21 protein-coding genes and 1 pseudogene are annotated in these 23,338 nt (G+C 72.4%); 9 read left to right on the top strand and 13 right to left on the bottom strand.

Annotated elements, in window-relative coordinates; genetic code table 11:
* Positions 1-660 precede the first annotated feature (660 nt).
* From ACZ6QO_RS20530 to ACZ6QO_RS20520, 3 genes are all read left to right on the top strand, one after another.
* On the top strand, positions 661-1,245 hold the full coding sequence (locus tag ACZ6QO_RS20530; protein ID WP_465852799.1) for a carbonic anhydrase: 585 nt from the start codon (positions 661-663) through the stop codon (positions 1,243-1,245).
* Between the two features lie 211 nt (positions 1,246-1,456).
* Positions 1,457-1,861, top strand: coding sequence for an ArsR/SmtB family transcription factor (locus ACZ6QO_RS20525; protein WP_465852797.1), 405 nt, complete (start codon positions 1,457-1,459; stop codon positions 1,859-1,861).
* Complete coding sequence (locus tag ACZ6QO_RS20520; protein WP_465852796.1) at positions 1,854-2,912, top strand: cation diffusion facilitator family transporter; 1,059 nt, start codon at positions 1,854-1,856, stop codon at positions 2,910-2,912. The genes ACZ6QO_RS20525 and ACZ6QO_RS20520 overlap by 8 nt, the downstream gene beginning before the upstream one ends.
* A gap of 84 nt (positions 2,913-2,996) precedes the next feature.
* Here the strand turns inward: ACZ6QO_RS20520 and ACZ6QO_RS20515 are convergent, their stop codons facing one another.
* The 8 genes from ACZ6QO_RS20515 to paaZ form a co-directional block, all read right to left on the bottom strand.
* On the bottom strand, positions 2,997-3,632 hold the full coding sequence (locus tag ACZ6QO_RS20515; RefSeq protein WP_465852795.1) for a nucleotidyltransferase domain-containing protein: 636 nt from the start codon (positions 3,630-3,632) through the stop codon (positions 2,997-2,999).
* A 62-nt stretch (positions 3,633-3,694) separates the two neighbouring features.
* Entirely contained in the window at positions 3,695-5,527 is a 1,833-nt protein-coding gene (locus ACZ6QO_RS20510; RefSeq protein WP_465852793.1) for a glycoside hydrolase family 15 protein, read from the bottom strand.
* 320 nt (positions 5,528-5,847) lie between these two features.
* Complete coding sequence (gene paaE, locus ACZ6QO_RS20505) at positions 5,848-6,945, bottom strand: 1,2-phenylacetyl-CoA epoxidase subunit PaaE (RefSeq protein ID WP_465852792.1); 1,098 nt, start codon at positions 6,943-6,945, stop codon at positions 5,848-5,850.
* A 1-nt stretch (position 6,946) separates the two neighbouring features.
* A complete protein-coding gene (gene paaD, locus ACZ6QO_RS20500; protein ID WP_465852790.1) occupies positions 6,947-7,528 on the bottom strand; it encodes a 1,2-phenylacetyl-CoA epoxidase subunit PaaD in 582 nt (193 codons plus the stop codon).
* A complete protein-coding gene (gene paaC / locus ACZ6QO_RS20495; RefSeq protein WP_465852904.1) occupies positions 7,522-8,379 on the bottom strand; it encodes a 1,2-phenylacetyl-CoA epoxidase subunit PaaC in 858 nt (285 codons plus the stop codon). Before paaC ends, paaD begins: the two co-directional genes overlap by 7 nt.
* A 313-nt stretch (positions 8,380-8,692) precedes the next feature.
* Positions 8,693-8,974 carry a 1,2-phenylacetyl-CoA epoxidase subunit PaaB gene (gene paaB, locus ACZ6QO_RS20490; RefSeq protein WP_380839911.1) on the bottom strand — a complete coding sequence of 94 codons (282 nt, stop codon included), beginning with the start codon at positions 8,972-8,974 and terminating at the stop codon, positions 8,693-8,695.
* Positions 8,971-9,990 carry a 1,2-phenylacetyl-CoA epoxidase subunit PaaA gene (gene paaA, locus ACZ6QO_RS20485; protein ID WP_465852789.1) on the bottom strand — a complete coding sequence of 340 codons (1,020 nt, stop codon included), beginning with the start codon at positions 9,988-9,990 and terminating at the stop codon, positions 8,971-8,973. The genes paaB and paaA overlap by 4 nt, the downstream gene beginning before the upstream one ends.
* Positions 9,991-10,109: 119 nt before the next feature.
* Entirely contained in the window at positions 10,110-12,143 is a 2,034-nt protein-coding gene (paaZ, locus tag ACZ6QO_RS20480) for a phenylacetic acid degradation bifunctional protein PaaZ (RefSeq protein WP_465852788.1), read from the bottom strand.
* A gap of 297 nt (positions 12,144-12,440) precedes the next feature.
* Here paaZ and paaK point away from each other — a divergent pair.
* Together paaK and ACZ6QO_RS20470 are read left to right on the top strand one after the other, a co-directional pair.
* Positions 12,441-13,801: pseudogene (paaK, locus tag ACZ6QO_RS20475) on the top strand (phenylacetate--CoA ligase PaaK).
* Positions 13,802-13,966: 165 nt separating this feature from the next.
* Positions 13,967-14,608, top strand: coding sequence for a TetR/AcrR family transcriptional regulator (locus ACZ6QO_RS20470; RefSeq protein ID WP_465852786.1), 642 nt, complete (start codon positions 13,967-13,969; stop codon positions 14,606-14,608).
* Positions 14,609-14,758: 150 nt separating this feature from the next.
* Here ACZ6QO_RS20470 and ACZ6QO_RS20465 read toward each other — a convergent pair whose 3' ends face one another.
* The 3 genes from ACZ6QO_RS20465 to ACZ6QO_RS20455 all read right to left on the bottom strand — a co-directional run bounded on the left by ACZ6QO_RS20465 (position 14,759) and on the right by ACZ6QO_RS20455 (position 17,353).
* Complete coding sequence (locus ACZ6QO_RS20465) at positions 14,759-15,586, bottom strand: MetQ/NlpA family ABC transporter substrate-binding protein (protein ID WP_465852785.1); 828 nt, start codon at positions 15,584-15,586, stop codon at positions 14,759-14,761.
* A 118-nt stretch (positions 15,587-15,704) separates the two neighbouring features.
* Positions 15,705-16,361, bottom strand: coding sequence for a methionine ABC transporter permease (locus ACZ6QO_RS20460; protein WP_465852784.1), 657 nt, complete (start codon positions 16,359-16,361; stop codon positions 15,705-15,707).
* Entirely contained in the window at positions 16,358-17,353 is a 996-nt protein-coding gene (locus ACZ6QO_RS20455) for a methionine ABC transporter ATP-binding protein (RefSeq protein ID WP_465852783.1), read from the bottom strand. Before ACZ6QO_RS20455 ends, ACZ6QO_RS20460 begins: the two co-directional genes overlap by 4 nt.
* Positions 17,354-17,942: 589 nt before the next feature.
* Here ACZ6QO_RS20455 and ACZ6QO_RS20450 point away from each other — a divergent pair.
* Complete coding sequence (locus tag ACZ6QO_RS20450; protein ID WP_465852782.1) at positions 17,943-19,559, top strand: PP2C family protein-serine/threonine phosphatase; 1,617 nt, start codon at positions 17,943-17,945, stop codon at positions 19,557-19,559.
* Positions 19,560-20,014: 455 nt separating this feature from the next.
* Here ACZ6QO_RS20450 and ACZ6QO_RS20445 read toward each other — a convergent pair whose 3' ends face one another.
* Positions 20,015-20,842 carry a phosphotransferase gene (locus ACZ6QO_RS20445; RefSeq protein WP_465852781.1) on the bottom strand — a complete coding sequence of 276 codons (828 nt, stop codon included), beginning with the start codon at positions 20,840-20,842 and terminating at the stop codon, positions 20,015-20,017.
* A 34-nt stretch (positions 20,843-20,876) separates the two neighbouring features.
* Positions 20,877-21,116, bottom strand: coding sequence for a glycine-rich domain-containing protein (locus ACZ6QO_RS20440; RefSeq protein WP_465852779.1), 240 nt, complete (start codon positions 21,114-21,116; stop codon positions 20,877-20,879).
* 29 nt (positions 21,117-21,145) lie between these two features.
* Between ACZ6QO_RS20440 and ACZ6QO_RS20435 the strand changes: the two genes are divergently transcribed.
* The 3 genes from ACZ6QO_RS20435 to ACZ6QO_RS20425 all read left to right on the top strand — a co-directional run bounded on the left by ACZ6QO_RS20435 (position 21,146) and on the right by ACZ6QO_RS20425 (position 23,307).
* Complete coding sequence (locus ACZ6QO_RS20435) at positions 21,146-21,535, top strand: hypothetical protein (RefSeq protein WP_465852777.1); 390 nt, start codon at positions 21,146-21,148, stop codon at positions 21,533-21,535.
* Positions 21,536-21,684: 149 nt separating this feature from the next.
* Positions 21,685-23,061: a helix-turn-helix domain-containing protein gene (locus ACZ6QO_RS20430; RefSeq protein ID WP_465852774.1), complete on the top strand. Its 1,377-nt coding sequence runs from the start codon at positions 21,685-21,687 to the stop codon at positions 23,059-23,061.
* Positions 23,062-23,118: 57 nt separating this feature from the next.
* Positions 23,119-23,307: a hypothetical protein gene (locus tag ACZ6QO_RS20425; RefSeq protein WP_465852771.1), complete on the top strand. Its 189-nt coding sequence runs from the start codon at positions 23,119-23,121 to the stop codon at positions 23,305-23,307.
* Positions 23,308-23,338 lie beyond the last annotated feature (31 nt).

Below are 23,338 nucleotides of genomic sequence, written 5' to 3'. Positions count from 1 at the left end.
GCGGGGGCGGCGCCGTCACGAAAACCTCGGCGCCATCGGGGTTTCGCATCACCGATCTCCCTTCCCAATAGCGTGACCAGCACTTTTGCCAAACTCCCCATGTACGGGAGGCGACACCTCGACTACTATCGGTAATCGACTGCATGCTACAGGTAGTGGGGCGATGCGTTGACGGTGCGGCGATCGGCGTTGCGGGCGGCTCTCCATCTCTTCCTTGCCGCGGCCGCCGTCGTCCTGCTCCTCCATGGCACCGGCTCCCCCGAGGGCCTGTCCGGCCTTGCTCCGGCCATGGCCGCCGCGCCGGTCGCCGAGGCGCCGCCGGGCACCTCCTCTCTGCCGGGCCCTGAGGACGTCGACCACGACGGCTGCCCCAAGCCATGGGAGAGCCCCACCGCCGCCGGCTGGGTCAAGCCTTCACCTCCGCCGTCCCGTCACGGCGGGCACCCGTCGCAGAGACCGAAAGCCGTCACCGAGGCGGCCGTTCGGGCGGACGACCCCCGTGCGGGCGTCTCCGCCCTGCGATGGCCGCGGCCCGCGAGGCCGCGACTGCCCATCTTTCGCTGCTGATCGGCAGGGCTCCCGCGCCCGTCGCGGGGACCGGGCGCGCGCCGCGCCCGGCCGACGCTCCATGCCCGTCATCAGCACGAAGGAGTCCACACCATGCAATCGTTGATCGACCATGCCAGGACGTTCCACCAGAAGGTCAGCGGCGGCCGAGAACAGGCGGCCTCCCCCCGCGACGGCGTCTCGCCGCAGGCGATGTTCATCACCTGTTCCGACGCCCAGGTCATCCCGTCCCTGATCACCGGCGCCCGTCCCGGCGAGCTGTTCGAGCTGCGCACGGCGGGCAACGTCATCCCGCCCTACCGCCTGGGCCGGCTCACGGCCGAGGCCGCCACCATCGAGTACGCGGTGAACATCCTCGGCGTGCGGGACGTCGTCGTGTGCGGCCACACCCGCTGCGGCGCCGTCCAGGGCCGGGTGCGCTCGTGGACGCTCCGTTCGGCGCCGACCACGCGGTGGTGGCTGCTCCAGACGCACCGCTGGCGGGAGGCCCCCGCGGTCGCCGACGAGGACGCCGCGCGGGCCCACCTGGTCGCGCAGCTCGACAAGCTGCGCCGCTATCCCCGGGTCGCCCGGCGCCTGGCCGCCGGCCGCCTGCGCCTGCACGGCTGGTTCTATGAGGTCGAGACCGGCGTCGTGTCCAACTACCGCCCCGACACCGGAGCCTTCACCCCTCTGTAGCCTCCCGCCCCTCTGGCACCCCCTCAGTGGTACGCCCCGTACGTCCTGGACGGACGGGCCGGTGGACGGGAGGCCGGCCGATCACGGCCTCCGCCGAACGTCCCACCGGTCCGTCCGATCCCCGCGAAAGCGGTCCGTCCTCGAAGGCCGAAAAGGCCGACAGGATCGACAGGGTCGACAGCGGAGGAGGTGGCTTCCTACACTTGCATGTATGAATGATCGTTCAAGTGTCACCGTGATGGACCCGCACGCCTGCTCGGCGCCCATGGTCGACGCCGAACGAGTGGCCTCGGTGCGTCAGGCGCTGCCGTCGGAGGACACCGTGCAGGATCTGGCCCAGGTGTTCGGCCTGCTCGCCGACCCCGGCCGGCTGCGCATGATGGCGGCGCTGCTGGAGGGCGGCGAGATGTGCGTGTGCGACCTCGCCGCGGCGACCGGCCAGAGCATGTCGGGGGCCTCCCACGCCCTGCGGCTGCTGCGGATGCGGCGGGTCGTCAAGGTGCGCAGGTCGGGGCGCATGGCCTACTACCAGCTCGCCGACTCCCACGTGCGCATGCTGTTCGACCTGGCGATCACCCACGCCCGGCACACCGAGGGAGGGATCGGCGATGGCTGACAAACCCGGGCACGGCCATGGCCAGGGACTCGGAAAGCAACATGGCCGGCAAGACGGCAAGGAACACGGGCACGGGCACGGCCATGGCCATGGGGCCGGCGGGGTCACCGCCGAGGCCGACCGCCGCTACCTGACCGGAGCGCTCGCGCTGATCGTCGGGTTCATGGCCGTCGAGGTGGTCGTCGGTCTCGTCGCGAGGTCGCTGGCGCTGGTGTCGGACGCCGGTCACATGCTGACCGACGCCATCGCCATCGTGTTCGCCCTGGTCGCCATGCGCATCGCCCAGCGCCCTCCGCAGGGCGGGTTCACCTACGGGCTCAAGCGCGCCGAGATCATCTCCGCGCAGATCAACGGCATCACGCTGCTGTTGCTGAGCGCCTACTTCATCTACGAGGGCGTCGACCGGCTGGTCACGCCGCCGGTCGTGCAGGGCGTCTACGTCGTCGCGACCGGCGTGGCCGGCATCGCGGTCAACCTCGCCGCCACCTGGCTGCTCAGCCGGGCCAACCGGACGAGCCTGAACGTCGAGGGCGCCTTCCAGCACATCCTCAGCGACCTCTACGCGTTCGTGGCCACCACGGTCGCCGGCCTGGTGATCTGGCTGACCGGCTGGCACCGCGCCGACGCGCTCGCCGCGCTCGTGGTGGCCGCCCTGATGCTCAGGGCCGGCTGGGGCCTGGTCCGCGACTCGGGCAGGGTCTTCATGGAGGCCGCCCCCGCCGGGATGAACCCGGCGGAGATCGGCAAGAAGGCCGCCGCGCTGGAGCACGTCGTGGAGGTGCACGACCTGCACATCTGGGAGGTCACCTCCGGTTACGCCGCGCTGTCGGCGCACATCCTGGTGGCCCCGGGCGCCGACTGCCACGCCGTGCGGATCGCCGCCGAGCGCCTGGTCCGCGACGAGTACGGCATCGGCCACACCACCCTGCAGGTCGACCACGCGACGCCCGAACTGCTGACCATCGGCCGCGCCCAGTGGCACTGCGCCGACCCGCACGGTCCCGCGCACAGGAACGAGTCGGCCGCCTCCGACCGGTCCGCCGCCTCCTGACCCGGTCCGCCGTCTCCTGACCCGGTCCGCCGCTACCTGACCCGGTCCGCCGCCTTCTGACCAGATCAGCCGCCTCCGCCCCGGTCAGCCGCCGCCGCGTCCGTCCGGGCCGTCGCGCAGGCGGTCGGACCAGGGGTGGTCGCCGTAGACGAGGCTGATCGTGCGGGCCAGCCAGCGCCGCTGCTCGCCGCTCAATATCGGCAGGGTCTCGCTGAAGTCCTGCTCGTCCTTGGCGCGGGGGCGCTTGGCCTTGTAGAAGAGCTGCACCTCCGGGCACAGGTACGGGACGCCCCGCTCCGACACCAGCCCCAGGCCGTCGATCGGGCGGCGCACCCGGCCGTCGCGGCGCGAGACCCACTCGGCGTCCTCGGACTCGTCCAGCATGACCTGGACGCGCCAGGGCTCGTCCGGCCCTGGACGGCACCAGATGTCGTGCACGGTGGGGGGAAGGATCTCATCCCGATTCCAGGGACGCAGGACGCCCGGGGGGTCGGCGCACCACCACTCCCAGCCGGACAGGATCCGCTGGGCGGCGAGCTGGTCGTCTCGGAGCAGCAGGACGTCGATGTCCGCGTGCTCACGGAACCCGCGTCCCACGGCGAGCTCTATGGCGTACCCTCCGGCGATCCACCAGCGGTCGCCGGCGGCGGAGAAGAGGTTCACGACCTCGGGCAAAGGCGCGTGGTCCCAGGTGCCCCACGGCGTCTCCAGGCGCATCATGCCCGTCATCCTCGCGTGCGCGGAGCGTCACCGTGAGGATCTTCGCCAACATCCGGGGGCCCCTATCGGCAGGCCGGTTCGAAATGGCCGCCGTGCTCGGTCTGGGACACCGCCCACGCGGCGTTGATCAACCCGATGTGGCTGAACGCCTGAGGGAAGTTGCCGAGGAACGCGCCGGTGCGCGGGCAGACCTCCTCGGCCATCAGCCCGACGTCGTTGGCGAACTGCCCCGCCCGTTCGAAGACGGCCCGCGCCTCCTCGTGCCGCCCGGCCAGCGCCTGTGCCTGGGCCAGCCAGAACGTGCACAGCAGGAACGTCCCCTCCTCCCCCGGCAGCCCGTCATCGATGCGATAGCGGTACACCAGCCCGTGCTCGTCGACCAGCCGCTCGGCGATGGCGTCGATGGTGGCGAGCATCCGCGGGTCGTCCGCCGGCAGCAGCCCGATGATGGGCATCATCAGCACCGAGGCGTCCAGATCGGCCGAGCCGAACGCCTGCGCGTAGGCGCCGGCCTTCTCGCTCCATCCCTCGCGCAGGATGGCGTCCCTGATCTCGCCGGCCGCCGCCCGCCAGCCGGCGACGCGGTGCTCCGCGCCGAGGCGCCGGGCCAGCCGCACGGCCCGGTCGACGGCGACCCAGCACATCGCCTTGGAGTGGAGATAGTGGCGGCGTTCGCCGCGGATCTCCCAGATGCCGTGGTCGGGCTCGCGCCACTGCGCGACGGCCGCGTCGGCGAGCGCGATGAGGAAGGCGCGGACCGCCGCGTCGAAGTCCCCGAGCTGGCTGGACACGCAGTGCACGGCGTCCAGCAGCTCCCCGTAGACGTCGACCTGCTGCTGCCGCCACGCGTCGTTCCCGACCCGGACAGGGCGGCTGCCGCGCCACCCGCCCAGGTGCGGCAGCTCCCGCTCGGTGAGGTCGTGCTCGCATCCGATGCCGAAGACGATCTGCAGCGCCCGCTCGGGCTCGTAGGTCGCGGCGGCCGTCGTCATGCAGCCGAGGAACTGGTCGGCCTCGTCGGGGCAGGCCGCCACCCACAGCGCGTTCATCGTGAAACTCGCGTCCCGCACCCAGGTGTAGCGGTAGTCCCAGTTGCGCCCCCCGCCCGGCGTCTCGGGCAGCGAGGTGGTCGGCGCCGCCACGATCGCGCCGGTGGGCTGGTACGACAGCGCGTACAGCACCCGGCCGGAGTGGGAGACCATGTCGCTGTAAGGCCCTTCGTAGGCCTGGTGGACCCGCGACCAGGCCCGCCAGCGGGCCACCGTGCTCTCCAGGCCGGCTGCGACGCGCTCGCCGTCCCACATGGTGGGCGGCGGCTCGCCCGCCATGCTCCAGTGCAGGCCGAAAAGCAGCGTGTCGCCCTCTCCGATCGTCGCCCCACCCGTGGCCTCCTCGGCGGCGATCTCCAGCGGGACCGGCGACGACAGCGCGAGCTGGTCAGGGCCGCCCCTGGCGCGGACCCCGCCCGGCACGGCGGCCAGCAGCGGCATGACCAGCCCGTACTCCGGCCTCGGCACGAAGCGGACCTTCATCTCCACCGAGCCGCTCGTGCACCTGGCGCGGCGGGCCAGCACGTGCGGGGCGTCCACGCCGAGCCGGTGCACGTCGGGGTCCTCGCCCACGAGCAGCGCGTCGGTGAGCACGAGAACGCCGGTCCTGGTCTCGAACGTCGTCTCCAGCACCATGGTCTCCGGCACGTAGCGCCGCGTCACGGCGCACTCGCCGGCCGGGTTGATCGACCACGATCCCGCGTCGTCGTCGAGGATCGCCGCGAACACCGACGGGCTGTCGAACCGGGGCAGGCACAGCCAGTCGACCGACCCGCCCGTGCCGACCAGCGCGGCCGAGTGCCGGTCCGACAGCAGCGCGTATCCGGCGATGGGTGTCGTGGTCATGGTCGCCTCACACCGCCCTCCCCCGATGGCCGCGCACCGCCCTGCCCCGCTGACGGGAGGCCCACCCGGCCCGTGGGCCGACGGCCGGGCGGCCGCGGCCCCTCCCCGGTCCCCGTCACAACGCCATACCCGGCGGAAAGGGAGACCACCCGGCAAAAGGGGTGGTCACCGCATTAGCCCCATACCCAGTTCGGAGCCGTACGAGCGATCAAGCGTCGCCGGCGCCCCCCCCTCGACGTCGCCAGCCACCTTCAGACAGTGGAAGACCACCCGGCGGAGGGGCGCCGCCCCGGCGTCGGCCGGCGTCGCGCCGCCGGCCCTCAGGTGTCGAAGTCGACGGTGACGTCGGGTGTCAGGGGCACGGACTGGCAGGTCAGCACGTACCCGGCCGCCACCTCGGCGGGTTCCAGTGCGAAGTTGCGGCGCATCTCCACCGCCCCGTCGGTGACCTTGGCGCGGCAGGTGCCGCACACGCCGCCCTTGCACGCGAACGGCAGGTCGGGACGGACGCGCTGCGCGCCCTCCAGCACGGTGACGCCCGCGGGAAGCGGCACGGAGGTGGCGCGGCCGTCCAGGATGACCGTCACCTTGGCCGCCGCCTCCTCGCGCGTCCCGTCGGCGCGACGGGCCGGCGGTGGCGGCGGCTCGTCCACGTAGAACAGCTCGTGGTGGACGCGCTCGCGCGCCACCCCCAGTTCGGCGAGCACGACCTGGGCGTCCTTCACCATGCCGTACGGCCCGCACAGCCACCAGTGGCCGACGCCGGCCACGTCGGTCAGGGCGGGGAGCAGCACGCGGAGCTTCGGCCGGTCGAGGCGGCCGGTGAACAGCTCCGGCTCCCTGGGCTCTCTGGACAGCACGTGCACGAGCTCGACACGGGCCGGCGCGGAGTCCTTCAGATCGGCCAGCTCCTCGCCGAACATCACCGTGCGCGTGGTGCGGTTGCCGTAGAACAGCGTCACCGTGGAGCCGGGCACCGCCAGCACGGAGGAGGCGATCGACAGCACCGGCGTGATCCCCGAACCCGCCGCGACGAACACGTGCTGCGCCGGGCGCGAGAGGTCGGCGGTGAAGCCGCCGGAGGGCGGCAGCGCCTCCACCAGGTCCCCCGGCCTGACGCCGCGCACCAGCCAGGTCGAGAACAACCCATCGGGGATCTCCCTGACGCCGATGCGCAACGGCCCGCCCGCGGGGGCGCAGATGGAGTACGAGCGCCGCTCCTCGCGGCCGTCCACGAACCTGCGCAGCGTGAGCGACTGGCCGGGCTGGAACGCGAACTCCCGCGCCCGCCCGCCGGGGACGTCGAAGGTGATCGCGGCGGCGTCCTCGCACAGCCGGTCCACCCGTGACACCCGCAACGCGGCGAACCCGGGCCTGCCGCGCCGCGCCGCGGCCGGAGCCGTTCGGGCGCGGGTCATCTCACAGCTCCTTGACGTGCTCGAAGGGCTCCTGACACGCGCGGCAGCGCCACAGGTCCTTGCACGCCGTGGCCCCGAACCTGGAGACCTCCTCGGTGTCGCCCGACCCGCAGCGCGGGCAGCCGACCCGCCGCCGGACCGGGCCCAGGGTCAGCGGCACCGGGCCCGCCCGGCGCGCCGGGGCGGGACCGGGCGGGGCGATGCCCGCGCCGGCGAGCTTGCGCCTGCCCTCCTCGGTGATCCAGTCGGTGGTCCAGGCGGGGGCGAGCGACGTGCGCACCTCCACATCGGCGTACCCGGCCGCGCGCAGGGCGGCCGACAGGTCGGCCCTGATGGCGCCCATGGCAGGGCAGCCGCTGTAGGTGGGGGTGACGGTGACGACGACGCCTCCGCCGCCGGTCTCCTCGACGTCGCGCAGGATGCCGAGGTCGGCGAGCGACAGCATGGGCAGCTCCGGGTCGGGCACGGCCCCGGCGACCTCCCGCGCGCTCGCCCCGCCTCGCGCGCGGGACCCGCCTCCGGCCCCGGCGATCTCGCCGCGCCGGTTCCGGCGGGCCCGCGCGGCCTCTCTCGCGCTCACCATGTCGCCCCCTCGTTCCCCCGTGCGACGCTCTGCATCTCGGCCAGCAGCCGGGTCAGGGCGGCGGTGTGCGCGCCGTCCCGCCCGCGCCCTCGCCCGTCCCCGCCGGAGCGGTCACCGGAGTCGGGCGCGCCTTCGACGGGCGGGTTCTCGACGAACGGGTCACCGACCGGCGGGCCTCCGACCGGTGGGACGGTCGCCGGGACGGGGAGGGTGGCGGCGGTGAGGACCTGGCCGATGACGGCGTCGAACTCCTCGCGCAGCGTGGCCGGGTCCACGCCCACACCCGCCGCCGCCAGCCTCGACTCCACCTCGTGCGGGACGAAAAGCTCGGCCACGTCCGGCCACACGGCCGCCAGGCCCTCGCTCACGCGCCGACGCGAGTACGCCGTGCCGTCGCCCAGCCGGACGACCCAGCCGGCGGCGTAGTCGCGGTGGTAGGCGACCTCCTTGACCCCCTTGACGGCGACGGCCGCGAGCACCGGGTCGCGCGAGCCCGCGAGGCGGTCGAGCAGCGCGAGCCGCCAGGTCGAGAAGACCAGCAGGCGGGCCGTCTCTCGCCCGAAGTCGCCGTTCTCCGCCTCGGCGAGGCGGACGTTGCGGAACTCCCCCGGCTCGCGGAGGAACGCCAGCGCGTCCTCGTCGCGACCGGCCCCCTCGGCGGCGCCCGCGCGCGACAGCAGCAGCCGGGCCTGCCCGAGCAGGTCGAGGGCGATGTTGGCCAGCGCCACCTCCTCCTCAAGCTCGGGGGCGCGCGTGCACCACTCCTGGAGCCGGTGCGACATGACCAGCGCGTCGTCGCCGAGCATCAGGCAGTACGCCGCGAGGTCGGCGCCGTCCACGCCGTCGGGCATCCGGGTGTCGACGCCCGCCAGCGGGTCGGCGAACCCGGTGCCGTACGCCCAGCGGGGATCGTCGGCCTCGTTGATCGCCTCATAGGCGTCGGCCAGGGAGAACTCGTACGCCCGGTCGTCGTCGTGCGTCTCGCCGGCGGCCGGGCCGGCGTCCGGGCCCGCGGCCGTGACCGGCGGCCGTGGCTCCGAGGCGGGCGGGCGCAGCGGCGGCCGCGCGGACGAAGTAGACCCAGAGGACACGGAAGACCCGAAGGACACGTCGGGCACGCCGGACGATGCGGACGAGTTGGAGGCGTCGGAGGACATCGCGGCCTCACATGTGCGGGACGTCGTCGGGAATGGCGTAGAAGGTCGGGTGCCGGTAGACCTTGTCGCCGCTGGGCGCGAAGAAGGGGTCCTTCTCGTCGGGGCTGGTGGCGGCGATGTGGTCGGACCGGACCACCCAGATGCTCACGCCCTCGTTGCGACGGGTGTACAGGTCGCGGGCGTGACGCAGCGCGGTCTCGTCGTCGGCGGCGTGCAGCGAGCCGACGTGGACGTGGTTGAGCCCTCGCTTGCTGCGCACGAACACCTCGTACAGCGGCCAGTCGCTCATGCCCTCACCTCCGCCGCCTCGGCGGTCTCCTCGCGTCCGGTCTCGCGGCGTCCGGCATCGCCGGGTCCGGCCCCGTGCCCCCGCTCACCGGGCGCGGGCCGCGCGGCCTTGCGGGCGTGCGCGGCGGCGGCCTCGCGGACCCAGGCGCCGTTCTCGTGCGCGGCGCGGCGTACGGCGAGGCGCCGCGCGTTGCAGGGCCCGTCGCCGCTGATCACTCGCTTGAGCTCCGACCAGTCGACCGGCCCGAAGTCGTGGTGGCCGCGTTCGGCGTTCCAGCGCAGCTCGGGGTCGGGCAGCGTGACGCCGAGCGCCTCGGCCTGGGGCACGGTCATGTCGACGAAGCGCTGCCGCAGCTCGTCGTTGGTGTGCCGCTTGATCTTCCAGGCCATGGAGCGCGCGGTGTGGGGCGAGGCGTCGTCGGGCGGGCCGAACATCATCAGCGACGGCCACCACCAGCGGTCCACCGCGTCCTGCACCATGTCACGCTGGGCGGGGGTGCCCTTCATCATGGTCAGCAGCAGCTCGTAGCCCTGCCGCTGGTGGAACGACTCCTCCTTGCAGATGCGGATCATGGCGCGCGCGTAGGGCCCGTACGAGCTGCGGCACAGCGGCACCTGGTTGCAGATGGCCGCGCCGTCGACCAGCCAGCCGATCACCCCGACGTCGGCGTAGCTCAGCGTCGGGTAGTTGAAGATCGAGGAGTACTTCTGCCGCCCTTCGATGAGCATCGCGGTCAGCTCTGAGCGGTCGGCGCCGAGCGTCTCGGCGGCGGAGTACAGGTAGAGTCCGTGGCCGGCCTCGTCCTGGACCTTGGCGAGCAGGATGGCCTTGCGCCGCAGGGTGGGCGCACGGGTGATCCACTCGCCCTCGGGCTGCATGCCGATGATCTCCGAGTGGGCGTGCTGGGCGATCTGGCGGATCATCGTCGCGCGGTAGCCGTCGGGCATCCAGTCGCGCGGCTCGACGCGGCGGTCCTGCTCGATCGTCCGGTCGAAATGCCTTTGGAGTTCAGCCATCCAGCGCCACCCCTTTACCGAACATTCGGTCAGTTATCAGTCTCGCTCAGCGGCCGGTCGCGCGCAAGGCGGCGGGCCTCGCGCACGGGCGGGCCACCGAGGTGGGGAAGGCCACGGGCTCAGCCGTCGCGCCTGGCCACGAGGGTCAGCACGTCGTACTTGGCCACCGACGAGCCGTCCTGCTTGGTCACGTCGGCGTCCCAGCGCACCTCGCCGTACGCGGCGCCCTCTCGCGGGTCGATCTGCTTGGCGGTGAGCGTGACCGTCAGCTCGTCCCCGGGGTAGACCGGGGTGAGGAAACGCAGGTTCTCCAGGCCGTAGTTGGCCAGCACCGGCCCGGGGTCGGGGTCGACGAACAGGCCCGCGGCCAGCGAGACGATCAGGTACCCGTGGGCGACCCTGCCGTCGAAGAACGGGTTGGCCCTGGCGGCCTCCTCGTCCATGTGGGCGTAGAAGGTGTCGCCGGTGAACTCCGCGAAGTGCTCGATGTCGGCCAGCTCCACGCGGCGCGGGCCCGCGACCACCGTGTCGCCCGGCCTGAGCTCCTCCAGGTGCTTGCGGAACGGGTGCACCGCGGTCACCTCGCGCTCGCCGCCGGGCACCCAGCGCCCGGTGATCGCCCCCAGCATGGACGGGCTCGCCTGGACGGCGGTGCGGTTCATGTGGTGCAGCACGCCGCGGACGCCGCCCATCTCTTCGCCGCCGCCGGCCCGCCCGGGGCCGCCGTGCACGAGCACGGGCAGCGGGGACCCGTGCCCGGTGGACTCCTTGGCCGCCTCGGCGGAAAGGACGAGCAGGCGGCCGTGCCAGGGGGCGACGCCGAGCACCACCTCGCGGGCGAAGCCGCGGTCGCCGGTGACCACCGACCCGACCAGGCTGCCCTGGCCGCGCGCGGCCAGCTCGACCACCCGCTCGGCCGAGGTGTAGGGCATGAGCGTGCTGACCGGGCCGAACGCCTCCACCTCGTGCGGCTCGGGGCGGTCGGCCTCGTCCACGCGCAGCAGCAGCGGCGAGACGAACGCCCCGCGCTCGGCGTCCGCGCCGACGACCTCCACCCGCTCGGGGTCGCCGTACACCACCGACCCGGCGGGGATGAGCGCCTTGAGCGCGCGGCGGACCTCCTCGCGCTGGCCGACGCCGGCGAGCGCGCCCATGTGCACCGACGGGTCGGCCGGGTGGCCGACCGTGACCCGCGCGAGCCGGGCGGCGGCGGCCTCGGCCACCGCGTCCATCAGCCCGGCCGGGACGAACGCCCGCCGGATCGCCGTGCACTTCTGCCCCGCCTTGACGGTCATCTCGGTCACGAGCTGCTCGACGAACAGGTCGAACGCGGCGTCGCCGGGGGCGGCGTCCGGGCCGAGGATCGAGCAGTTCAGCGAGTCGGCCTCGGCGTTGAAGCGCACCGAGCGGGCGGCGACGACCGGGTGGGTGCGCAGCTTCTGGGCGGTGGACGCCGAGCCGGTGAACGCCACCACGTCCTGCTCGGTGAGGTGCTCGAACAGATCGCCCGCGCTGCCGCACACCAGTTGCAGCGCGCCCTCGGGCAGGATGCCGGAGGCGACGATCAGCTCGACCAGCCGGGCGGTGACGTAGGCGGTCTGCCCGGCCGGCTTCACCAGCGACGGCATGCCGGCGACGAAGGCCGGCGCGAGCTTCTCCAGCGGCCCCCAGACGGGGAAGTTGAACGCGTTGATCTGCACGGCGACGCCGCGCATGGGCGTGTAGAGGTGCTGTCCGGCGAACGAGCCGCCCTTGCTCAGCGGCTCGACGCCGCCGTCGAGGTGCACGGTGTCGTTGGGCAGCTCGCGCCGGCCCTTGCTGGAGTAGGAGAACAGCACCCCGATGCCGCCGTCCACGTCGAACCGCGAGTCGTTGAGGGTGGCGCCGGTGCGCAGCGACAGCTCGTACAGCTCCTGGCGGTGCTCGCGGAGGTGCGAGGCCAGCGACTTCAGCAGCGCGGCACGCTGGTGGAAGGTCAGCTCGCGCAGCGCGGGGCCGCCCGTGCGGCGCCCGTACTCCAGCGCGGCGCGGAAGTCGACGCCGGCCGAGGAGAGCCTGGCGATCTCCTCCCCGGTGACCGCGTCGTGCAGCGGGGCCCCCTCGTCGCGCGGGACGTGCCAGGAACCGGTGACGTAGCTGCTGAGCGGGGCCATAGCCGACCTCCCCATCGAGGAACACCATGCGGGCCGTTCGCCAGGATGGTATCCCCGCGCCGCGCGGGCGCGGGGAGCCGTGACGGCACGGCGGCCCATTGGCTCCTACCCACTCTCAGCGGCTCACGACACCCCTTGACAGCGGGTGATCGGCGACCCTTAACTGACGACAAATCCGCATCAACCGGCCATTCGGTCAGTACGTTGGGCGGGACGGCTCGCGGCGTCCGCAGAAGGACGCCCCGGGCGGCCGGGGACCTTCGAAACGGCGGCGAACGGACGAACGGAGCGGGCTCGGTGAGCAGCCTTCGACACGCGGCGGGCCTCAGAGATCCAGGACGTCTTGAGCCGGTCGAGCGCATCGGCCAGGACGAGCTGCGCGCCCTCCAGCTGGAACGCCTCCAGTGGACGCTCCGGCACGCCTACGACAACGTGGCGTTCTACCGCCGCTCGTTCGACCGCGCGGGTGTGCGCCCGGAGGACTGCCGCACGCTCGCGACCTCGCCCGGTTCCCGATGACCACCAAGCACGACCTGCGGGAGAACTACCCCTTCGGCATGTTCGCCGTCCCCCGTGAGCAGGTGCGGCGCATCCACGCCTCCAGCGGCACGACCGGCCGTCCGACGGTGGTCGGCTACACCGAGCGCGACCTGTCCACCTGGGCCGACCTGGTCGCCCGCTCGATACGCGCCGCCGGCGGCCGGCCCGGCGACATCGTCCACGTGGCCTACGGGTACGGGCTGTTCACCGGCGGCCTCGGCGCGCACTACGGGGCCGAGCGCCTCGGCTGCACGGTGGTGCCGGTGTCGGGCGGCATGACGGCCCGCCAGGTGCAGCTGATCATGGACTTCGAACCGGACGTCATCATGGTCACGCCCAGCTACATGCTGGCCCTGGTCGACGAGTTCGAACGGCAGGGCGTCGACCCGCGCTCCACCTCGCTGCGCCTCGGGCTGTTCGGCGCCGAGCCGTGGACCGAGCGGATGCGCCAGGAGATCGAGGACCGCCTGGACATCGACGCGCTGGACATCTACGGGCTGTCGGAGGTCATGGGCCCGGGCGTCTCGCAGGAGTGCGTGGAGACCAAGGACGGCCTGCACATCTGGGAGGACCACTTCTACCCCGAGGTCGTGGACCCCTTCACCGACGAGGCGCTGCCGGACGGCGAGAAGGGCGAGCTGCTGTTCACCTCGCTCACCAAGGAGGCCCTGCCGATCATCCGCTACCGCACCCGCGACCTGACCCGGCTGCTCCCGGGCACCGCACGACCGTTCCGGCGGATGGAGAAGGTCACCGGGCGCAGCGACGACATGATCATCCTGCGGGGGGTGAACGTCTTCCCGACCCAGATCGAGGAGGTCGTCCTGCGCACTCCTGGGCTGTCCCCGCACTTCCAGCTCCTGCTCACCCGCCGGGGCCGCCTGGACCACATGACCGTGCGGGTCGAGGCGCGTCCGGACTGCCCTGCCGAGCGCCGCGCCCTCGCGGCCGGCGAGGTGGTGGCGGCCGTACGGGACACCGTCGGCGTCGGCGTGGAGTGCGCGGTCGTCGACCCCGAGACCCTCGAACGCTCGGTCGGCAAACTCCGCCGCGTCATCGACCACCGCCACCCGCCCACACCCCCCGAACCCACCACCCCCAGCGACCGAACCCCCTGAACCGCGGGAGTCGAGGCGGCCTTACCGGCATGGCTCGACGGGGCCCTTCTGAAATACTTCTTGCGATGACCACCACCGGCATCACGCCGCCCTACGAGGAGCGTCGATGACCATCCCCGGCGTCACGCCATCCCACCGAGCCCACCGGGCCGACCGGGACCGTCGATGACCGCCGCGCCGGTCACGCCGCCCCGCCGGGGCCGTCCCGGCTACGACCTGGAGTCACTGCTGGCCGTCGCGGTCAAGGCGTTCAACGAGCGAGGGTACGAGGCCACCAGCATGGAGGACCTCTCCCGCAGGCTCGGCATCACCAAGTCGGCGATCTATCATCACGTCTCCGGCAAGGACGAACTGCTCCGCCTGGCGGTCGACCGCGCGCTCGACGGCCTGTCCGACGCGGCGCGCGAGACCGCCGCCATGGAGGGCCGGGCCATCGACCGGCTCGAACATCTGGTGCGCCGCAGCGTGCACGTGCTGGTCGAGCGCCTCCCGTTCGTCACGCTGCTGCTGCGGGTGCGCGGCAACACCAAGGTGGAGCGACGGGCCCTGGCCCGCCGCCGCGAGTTCGACCACATGGTGGGCGAGCTGGTGCGGCAGGCGGAGGCCGAGGGCGACGTCCGTCCCGACGTGGACCCCGCCGTCGCGAGCCGCCTGCTGTTCGGGCTGGTCAACTCACTGACAGAGTGGTACAGACCCCGCGGCGGCCTGGACGCCGACGCGCTAGCCGAAATGGTCTGCAAAACAGCCTTCGAAGGCCTCCGCCACCCCCCTGCCACCCCCGGCCCCCCGGCGCCCCCGCCCCCCTGACCCACCGCGACGACCGGGCCCCCGACCGTCCGCCTGGTCGCCCTGCTCGCTCGCCCCCACAGGCTGTGCGTGATGGCGCCGCGGCGGTGGGAAGTGGTGCGGCGAATTCGGCGCCGCTGTACGGCGGGCGGGCGGCCTTGCGCGAAAGGGTCAGGTCGTGGAGGAGGTGACCGAGCCCTGGTAGGTGTCCTCGATGAACTTCTTGACCTCCGGGCCGGCCAGGAGCTGCGCCAGCTTCTTGATCCGCGGGTCGTTCTCGTGGCCCTTGAGGACGACCAGGCCGTTGGCGTAAGGGTTGTTCTCGGCCTTCTCCAGTACCAGGGCGTCGGAGGCCGGCTTGAGCTCGGCCTCCAGGGCGTAGTTGCCGTTGATCACGGCCGCGTCGACGTCCTCCAGCGAGCGCGGCAGCTGGGCGGCCTCCAGCGGCTTGAATCGCAGGTTCTTGGGGTTCTGCGCCACGTCCCGCTCGGTGGCCGCCGTCCCCGCGCCCGGCTTGAGGGTGATCAGGCCGTTGTCCTCCAGCAGCTTCAGCCCGCGTCCGAGGTTGGTGGCGTCGTTCGGCACGGCGATGGTCGCCCCTGAGGCCAGCTCGCCGGCGCTCTTGACCTTCCGCGAGTACAGGCCGAGCGGCTCCAGGTGGACCGCCTGGACGAAGGTCAGCTCGTTGCCGCCCTTGGACTTGAGGAAGTCTGCCAGGTAGGGACGGTGCTGGAAGTAGTTGCCGTCCAGCCGGCCCTCCTGCAACTGCACGTTCGGCTGCACGTAGTCGGTGAACTCGACGATGTCCAGCTTGAGCCCGGCGGCGGGGGCCAGCTTGTCCTTGACGAATTTCAGGATCTCCGCGTGCGGCACCGGGCTCACGCCGATCTTCAGCACGCCGTCCTTCGCCGCGGCCGGCTCCGCCCCGCCGGACGCGCCGCACGCCGCCAGGGTCAACGCGAGCACCGCGGCCGCCAGGGGGCCGATCAACTTACGCATCCGATATCTCCTTGTGCTCATCTGCGGGTCTCATCCGCCGGTCTTCGTCCGCGGTCGTCGTCCGCGGGTCTTCGTTCGCAGTTCGTCGTCCGCGCGTCTCATCTGTCGTCCGCGGGTCTCATCTACGGGACAGCCGGCGGGCCAGGAGGTCGCCGAGGCTCTGGATCAGCTGTACGACCACCACGAGCAACACGACGGTGATGATCATCACGGTCGTGTCGAAGCGCTGGTAGCCGTACCTGATGGCGAGGTCGCCGAGCCCTCCGCCGCCGATCGCGCCGGCCATCGCCGAGTAGCCGATCAGCGCCACGATGGTCACGGTCAGCCCGGCGACGAGTCCGGGCAGCGCCTCGGGCAGCATGACGCGGCCGACCACCCGCACGCGGCCGGCGCCCATCGCCTGGGCGGCCTCGACCACCTCGCGCTCGACCCCGCGCAGCGCGGTCTCGACCAGCCGGGCGTAGAACGGCACGGCTCCGAGCGTCAGCGGGACGATCGCGGCGACCGTCCCGATGGTGGTGCCGGTGACCAGGCGGGTGAAGGGCAGGATCGCGACCATCAGCACGATGAACGGCAGCGACCGCCCGATGTTGACGACCCCGCCGAGCACCGCCTTGACCGCCGGGGCGGACGTGAGGCCGCCACGGTCGGTGGTGACCAGGAACACGCCCAGCGGAAGGCCGAGAACCAGCGTCAGCAGCGCCGACCAGAACACCATCTGGACCGTCTCGCCGGTCGCCTGCGTCAGCGCGGGCAGCAGTTCGTCGGCGTTCACCGGGCCTCCTCCGTGATCGGCGCGGCGGCCTGGTACGGCGGGGCCTCCTCGACGATCACACCGCGTTCACGCAGGTGACCGAGGGCGCCGGCGTGGTCGCCGCCTTCGAGCCGTACGCGGAGCCGTCCCACCGGCCGCCCGCCGAGGTTCTCCAGCGAGCCGCCCAGGACGTTGACGTCCACGTCGAACCCGCGCACCAGCGTGGACATCACCGGCTCGTCGGCCCGTCCCGCGAAGGTGAGGGTCACGGTGCCGGGCGGCGCGGGCTCCGGGAGCGGGAAGATCTCGCGGGTGAGCAGCGATCCGGGACGGGCGACGAGCTCGGCCAGGGTGCCGGCCTCGGCGACGCGGCCGTCCCGCATGATCGCCACCGAGTCGCAGACGCCCTTGATGACGTGCATCTCGTGGGTGATCAGCAGGATCGTCAGGCCCAGCTCCGCGTTGAGGCGTTTGAGCAGGGCGAGGATGGACTGCGTGGTCCCGGGGTCCAGCGCGCTGGTCGCCTCGTCCGACAGCAGGACCTTCGGTCCGGCGGCGAGGGCGCGGGCGATGCCGACGCGCTGTTTCTGGCCGCCGGAGAGCTGTGCGGGGTAGGCCGCGGCCTTTCCTTCGAGCCCGACGAGCTCAAGCAGCTCGCGCACGCGCGCCGCGCGCCGGGCCCGGGGCAGCCCGGCCACTTCCAGCGGGAAGGCGACGTTCCCCGCCACCGTGCGGGACGACAGCAGGGCGAAGTGCTGGTGGATCATGCCGATGCCCTGCCTGGCGCGGCGCAGGTCGGCCTGGCCGAGCGCGGTCAGCTCCTGGCCGGCGACCCTGACGGTGCCCGCAGTGGGACGTTCGAGCAGGTTGACACATCGCAGCAGCGTGCTCTTGCCGGCGCCGCTCTGCCCGAGCACACCGAAGATCTCGCCCTCGCGGACGTCGAGGTCGACGCCGTCGATCGCGACGACGCCGTTGCCGTAGACCTTGCGAAGGCCAGAAACATGTATCACAGGTAGGTTATATCCGAAATAGAGGACGGTCACGTCCGGGCGAGAAGGGGCTGTGAGCGGGGCTTCCGCGTCAGCTATGACAGCGACACATGCACGGCGGACCGTCGGCCGCGGGAATGGGCCAGGTCAAGAGCGGGGCAGGGGTCACGCTGGGGCCAACCGTCCTACGCGGTCACACAATTCCGGTAGAGCAGTGTGATACCAGCCACTCTCCCGAGTGGATCGACACGCCCGGCGACCGAGCCGCGCCGGATCGCCGCTGCTCAGCATCGATGCACAGCCGCGATCCGGGCCCCACAGGGCGATTCCACACCCACTCACGACCACGAGCGAACCGTGGCCCCGAAGCGGTCGCGGGCTTCCACTTGAAGAGGTTTCGCAAAAGGAAGCGCAGCGTAGATGCTAATTTACTGACGGTAGCCGCAGATCCGCATAGGTAGGAGTGTCCAGACACCTCCACGCGGCGCCGGACACGATGTTCCATCCGTTGTCAGGGGGTCTGGTGGCGCGTGCGGCGAGGGCAGGCTCAGCGACGGGCGACACCCGCCGCCCACGCCCGGGCGTGCGGCACCTGGCCGGCCATGCCGCCATGGTGCTCGACACCGCCGGGCGCGTCACCCAATGGAGCGGCGGCGCGATGCGCCTGTTCGGGCCCGCGGCCGACAAGGCCATGGGCCGCGACATCTGCAACCTGCTGCTGCGCGGCACCCGCCGCGACATGGTGCGCCGCCTGCTCGAAGAGGTCGCCGCGGGCGCGCGGTGGAGCGACGTGCTCTCCGCCCAATGCGCCGACGGCCGCGTCCACGACGTCGCGTTCACCTTCGAGCCGCTGGCCCGTCCCGGCGCCTGGGGAGCCGTCCTGGTCACCGCCGTGGACACCGCCCTTCCCCATCACGACGGCGCGGACGCCACGACGCGCGAGCGCCTCGCGTTGCTGAACGTGCTCAGCGCGCACGTCGGCGCCACCCTCGACCCCCGGCAGGCCGCCGCGGACTTCACAGAGATCGCCGTGCCGCGCCTGGCCGACACCGCCGCCCTCTACGTCCTCGAAGGTCTGCTCAGAGACGAGGAGCGCCCCTACCACGCGCCCGACGGGTCCGCACGCGTCCGCCGGCTCGCCTTCAGGCTGGGCACCCGCGAGACCGACGAGGGCCAGTGGCACGCCGCCTTCCCCGCCGACGAGGTCGTCACCTACGGGGCCCGGCATCCCGCCTGCCGCTGCATGGCGTCCAACGCGCCGGTCTGCTCCTCGTCGGCCGAACTCAAGCTCGACGACCTCGACCGCATCATCGGGGTGCTCGGCGAGCCGGCGCTGCGTTACCTGGAGCGTTCCTCGTTCCTCACCGTGCCGCTGACCGCGCGTGGCATGGTGCTCGGGTTCATCTCCTTCTCACGCTCCCCCGACCGTCGCCGCTTCGACGAGCACGACAAGGCGCTCGCCGAAGACCTCGCCGTCCGGGCCGCCATCTCCATCGACAACGCCCGCCTCTACACCCGCGAACGCGACACCGCGCAGGCCCTGCAGCACAACCTCGCGCCCCGCACGCTCGCCGTCCCGCCGGGCCTGGAGGTCGCCCACCGTTACCTCCCGGCCAGCGCCATGCGGGTGGGCGGCGACTGGTACGACGTCATCCCGCTGTCGGACACGCGCATCGCCCTGGTCATCGGAGACGCCATGGGGCACGGCGCCGTGGCGGCCGGCGCGATGGGCCAGCTCCGCGCGGCCGTCCGGGCCCTGGCGGGCACCGACCAGCCGCCCGACCACGTGCTGCGCCGGCTCGACCACATGGCAGAGGACATGGACTCCATCCAGTGCGCCACCTGCCTGTACGCCATCGTCGACCTCGCCACCCACACCTGCGCGCTGTCCTGCGCCGGGCACCCTCCCCCGATCCTCGTCCACCCCGGCGGCGACGCGTCGGTGATCGACCTGCCGCCGGGGCTGGCGCTCGGCCTCGGCGACCCCGACTTCGCGAGGGCCTTCACCACCACCGAGGTGCCGATGCCGCCCGGCAGCATCCTGGGCCTCTACACCGACGGCATCGTCGAGAGCCGCGAGCAGGACATCGACACCGGCATCGCCTCCCTCGGCCGCGCCCTCGCCTCCCCCCGCCACACCCTCGACTCCACCTGCGAGGCCATCATCGCCGCCCTCCCCCGCCAATACGACGACGTCGCCCTCCTCCTCACCCGCACCCTCCCCTGACCTCCCCGCCGCCAAAGGCGCCTCACCTCGGCCGCCCGTGCCCGTCCCAGGCACAAGGTCACCAGCCAGATACCGGGGCGGCTGAAAGATGACCAATGCCGCGCCCGCCCTATTAGCCCATCCCAGCGGCGGCCGATGGCGGGCAGGCAGCCCCGCCGTCCGCGCGGGCCGGCGTCCACCCGGTCCCGGCCATTCGGATGGCGAGGACGGTTCCGGCGAAGATCGCTCGGGGACGCCTGGGGGGATGGCGTGGGGGCTGCCCGAGGGGATGCCGTCGACCGGCCGCATTGGCGCGCTCCATTCACTGTCGATTGCCGTGACAGCAGGAAACGCGCCAAGGGCGGCGAGCTGAACACCGATGACTGTCCGTACAGGCCACATGGAATGATCAGACGCCGCGCGTGGTCGCCGGGTGACCGCCCGACGACATCCGACGAGCCGCGAGCCGGCGGCCTTCAGCTCGCGCGGTACTCCACCCACGCCCGGCATGCGGCGGCGGTTCCGCGGCGCGTGTCCGCCAGGTGAGCGGGACCGGTCACGGCCATGTGCGCGGCGAACAGCGCCCGGACGGCGGCCAAGGCGGTCACCGTGTCCGGGGGCGCGGACGTCCATGCCGGTACACGAGAGGCAACCTGCTCCGCTTGGGCGGGACTGTGCCCGGCGTCGATGAGCCGTGGCAGGAGCAACGCGATGTCGAGCCACGAGGCCCCCGCACAGGCGAGCGACCAGTCGACGAAGCTCACGCCGGCGTGGTCGACGCGGATGTTGCCAGAGTGCAGATCGGCATGCGTCAGAACCGGTCCCATCAGATCCGCGGGGTCGAGGTTCTTCGCGAGAACCGCGCAGCGGGCGAACTCGGCCGGTGGAGCGTCGATGAGACGGCCGGCTCCCAGGAGCAGAGCGTGACCTTTGCCGGACGCCGAGGGGGCCTCCCGCCATGGGCACGGGATGCCGAGTGCTTCGACCGCGTCCAACGTGGCCGCGAGATCCGGTGAGCCGGGAGCGAGGTCGGAGGAGCGGCCGGGGGCATGCGCGAACACCAGGACATGCCATCCGGCGACGTCATCGGCCCAGATCATCCGTGGCGCGGGAACGGTCGCGGGCAGCGCTTGGTTCACGGCGCGTTCCCGGACGTAGTGAGCCGCGGCGGGCGCGCGGATGGGGGCCGCCTTCACGAAGAAGACGGCCCCCATGGTGGTGATCGTGGCGGCCACCCCGGCTGTCAGGCCGACCTCGGCCGACCGGGCCGCGATGACCGTCCCGACCTGCTCCTCGACGGCCACGCGGACCCGTTTGGGCAGCTCGGACCACTCTCGCCTACGAAGGGCTGTCGGCGCACCCCGCATGGCACTGGTGGCACTTGTCGGTCTGGCACTCACCGGGCACCGTCCACAGGTCGATGTCGACCGGGAGCCCGGCCGCCCTCATCGCCTCGACGGTAACGGCTGTGGCGCACCCACTCCCGGAGGACTCGCCCGCCGTGTCGTCGGGGGTGTGGTGGATGAAGCGGCCCGCGACGCGCCGGCAGAAGTCGGCGTAGTCACGGGTGTGGAGCACAGGCCGGCGACCGCGACCGGGCGCTGGAGATGATCGGCGAGGCCGAACGCGCGGCCAGGCGGCCGCGTTCCGGGGGAACTCCGCCCGGTGCGACACCTGCCCAGGTCACCCTCTACCGGGTGGGCGTCCACTGGGCGCTCGGCGATGCGGGGACGGCGCTCCACGCGGGCCGCGATCTGAGGGCGGAGCACTTCCCGACACCTGAGCGGAAGGGACGGCTCCACACCGATCTGGCGCGGGCGTGGTGGCGCTGGGGAAAACCGGAGCAGACGACGCACCATCTCCTCGTCGCGTACGAACACGCCCCCAGTGAGGTCCGGGACAGGCCGGCCATCCGCGAGATCGCCGATGAACTGGCCGTATCGCATCCGAGGGTCACCGGAGTCCGGGAGCTTGCCGCCGCCGTTCGCCGGGTCTGACCTCGCCGCGGCCAGCGGACACCGGCGAGTCGGGCGAGGTGGTCGATCGTCGCCCGGCTGGTCGCTTGCTGGGCGTTTTCCGGGGATGGCGGCGGCGGCCATGCCGCGATACTCACAATGTGTAGTCATCCGATCACAAGGGGGCAACCGTGGGTGAGACGCGGCGGCAGGCGGGACGGCCGGAGTTGGCGCGGGCGCGCAGGCGGCCCGGCATGAGCCAGGAGGAGGCGGCCGAAGCGGTCGGGGTCGCCGCCACGACCTGGGCTCGCTGGGAGCGCGGCGAGCAGGGCGTCCGGGCCTGCTACCGGGCGCGCATCGCCACCGCGTTCGGGGTGGAGCTGGTGCAGGTCGAGGAGTGGATAGAAGGGTGGGCCTTCGGGGCGACACCATCGTGGCCGGCCGCTGACGGCGCGGGCGGCGCGCTGGTGGCTACCGTGAAGGCCGCCGCGCATCTGTGGAGGTTGGAGATGGACCCGTCCCGTCGTCACCTGCTGGCCACGCTGCCGTTCGTGCCCTCGGCCCTGGCCGAGTGGCTGGTCTCGTGGAACTACGGCAGCCCGGCGGCGTCGGCCGCGCACGAGGGCTCCGGGCGGGCCGTGGGCCTGGCGGACGTCGAGCGCGTCAACGAGGCCCGCACGGCGTTCAGCCAGATGGACCAGCGGTTCGGGGCCGGGCTCGTGCGACCGGTGGTGCTGCGCTACCTGAACGAGAACGTGACGCCGCTGCTGCGCGGCCGGTACGACGACCGGGTGGGGGCCGAGCTGATGAGCGCGGCGGCCGGGATGAGCTGGATGGCCGGCTGGACCGCCTTCGACGTCAACCAGCACGGCCAGGCCCAGCAACACTTCGGCCACGCCCTCCGCCTCGCCAAAGCCGCGAACGACCCCCTGACCGGCGCCTGGGTCCTGGCCACATTGACCCGGCAGGCCATCCACCTGGAGCAACCGACCTGGGCTGTCTGGTTGGCGAGGGCGGCCGTGGACACCGCCCGCCGGGCGGACGCACCTCCACGCGCCATGTCGCTGATGCTGGTCAGGGAGGCGTGGGCGACGTCGTTGCAGACCAAGCCTGTCGAGACCGCCGACCGGCACAACGCGAAGCAGGTCGAACGGTTGCTCACCGAAGCCGAGCGCGCTCACGGGCGAGGCACCTCCGACCGCGACCCGGCCTGGACCGCGCTGTACGAGGTAACCGAGTTGGACGCCCAGGCCGGCCGTTGCTGGAGCCTGCTCGGCGAGCACCAGAGGGCGGCGGAACGCGCGGAAGCAGCCGTGCGCGAGTTCAAGGACCGAGTGCCGCGGACGGCCCAGTTCAATCAGATCCACGCCGCTGAGGCGTACCTCGGCATGGGCGAGTTGGAGCAGGCGCTGACCTGTGCCCGCGCCGCCATTCCCATGACGAAGACCCTGACGTCCAACCGGTCGACCGACCTCATCCGCCAGTTCGCCGAGCGCCTGGAACCGCACGCGGACACCGTCATGGTCCGAGAGTTCCGCGACCACTTGAACGCCGAACTCGCCGCCTGACCTGGAAGAACGCCACGTCAGAGCCTTGGTGAGATCCTCGATCACATCCCGACCGCGATGAGATACGACCCCGAAAACCGTCCGGCCTCGGCCGAAGAGGTATACGACGACCTGCTGCCGTTCGCCGCCGACCTCGGCGGTTCAGGGGACTTCCTGGACACCGGGCCCAGCCCCGTACGGATGTACGCCGGCGTGGTGAGCCGCGTGCTGCCCCCGCCATCGCCTGAGCACATGACGACCTCGTAAGCCGCTACGGCGACGATCACCCCACGGCCGA

This window comes from Sphaerisporangium sp. NPDC049457 (assembly GCF_055586705.1).
This window is presented reverse-complemented; position numbering and strand designations above follow the sequence as displayed.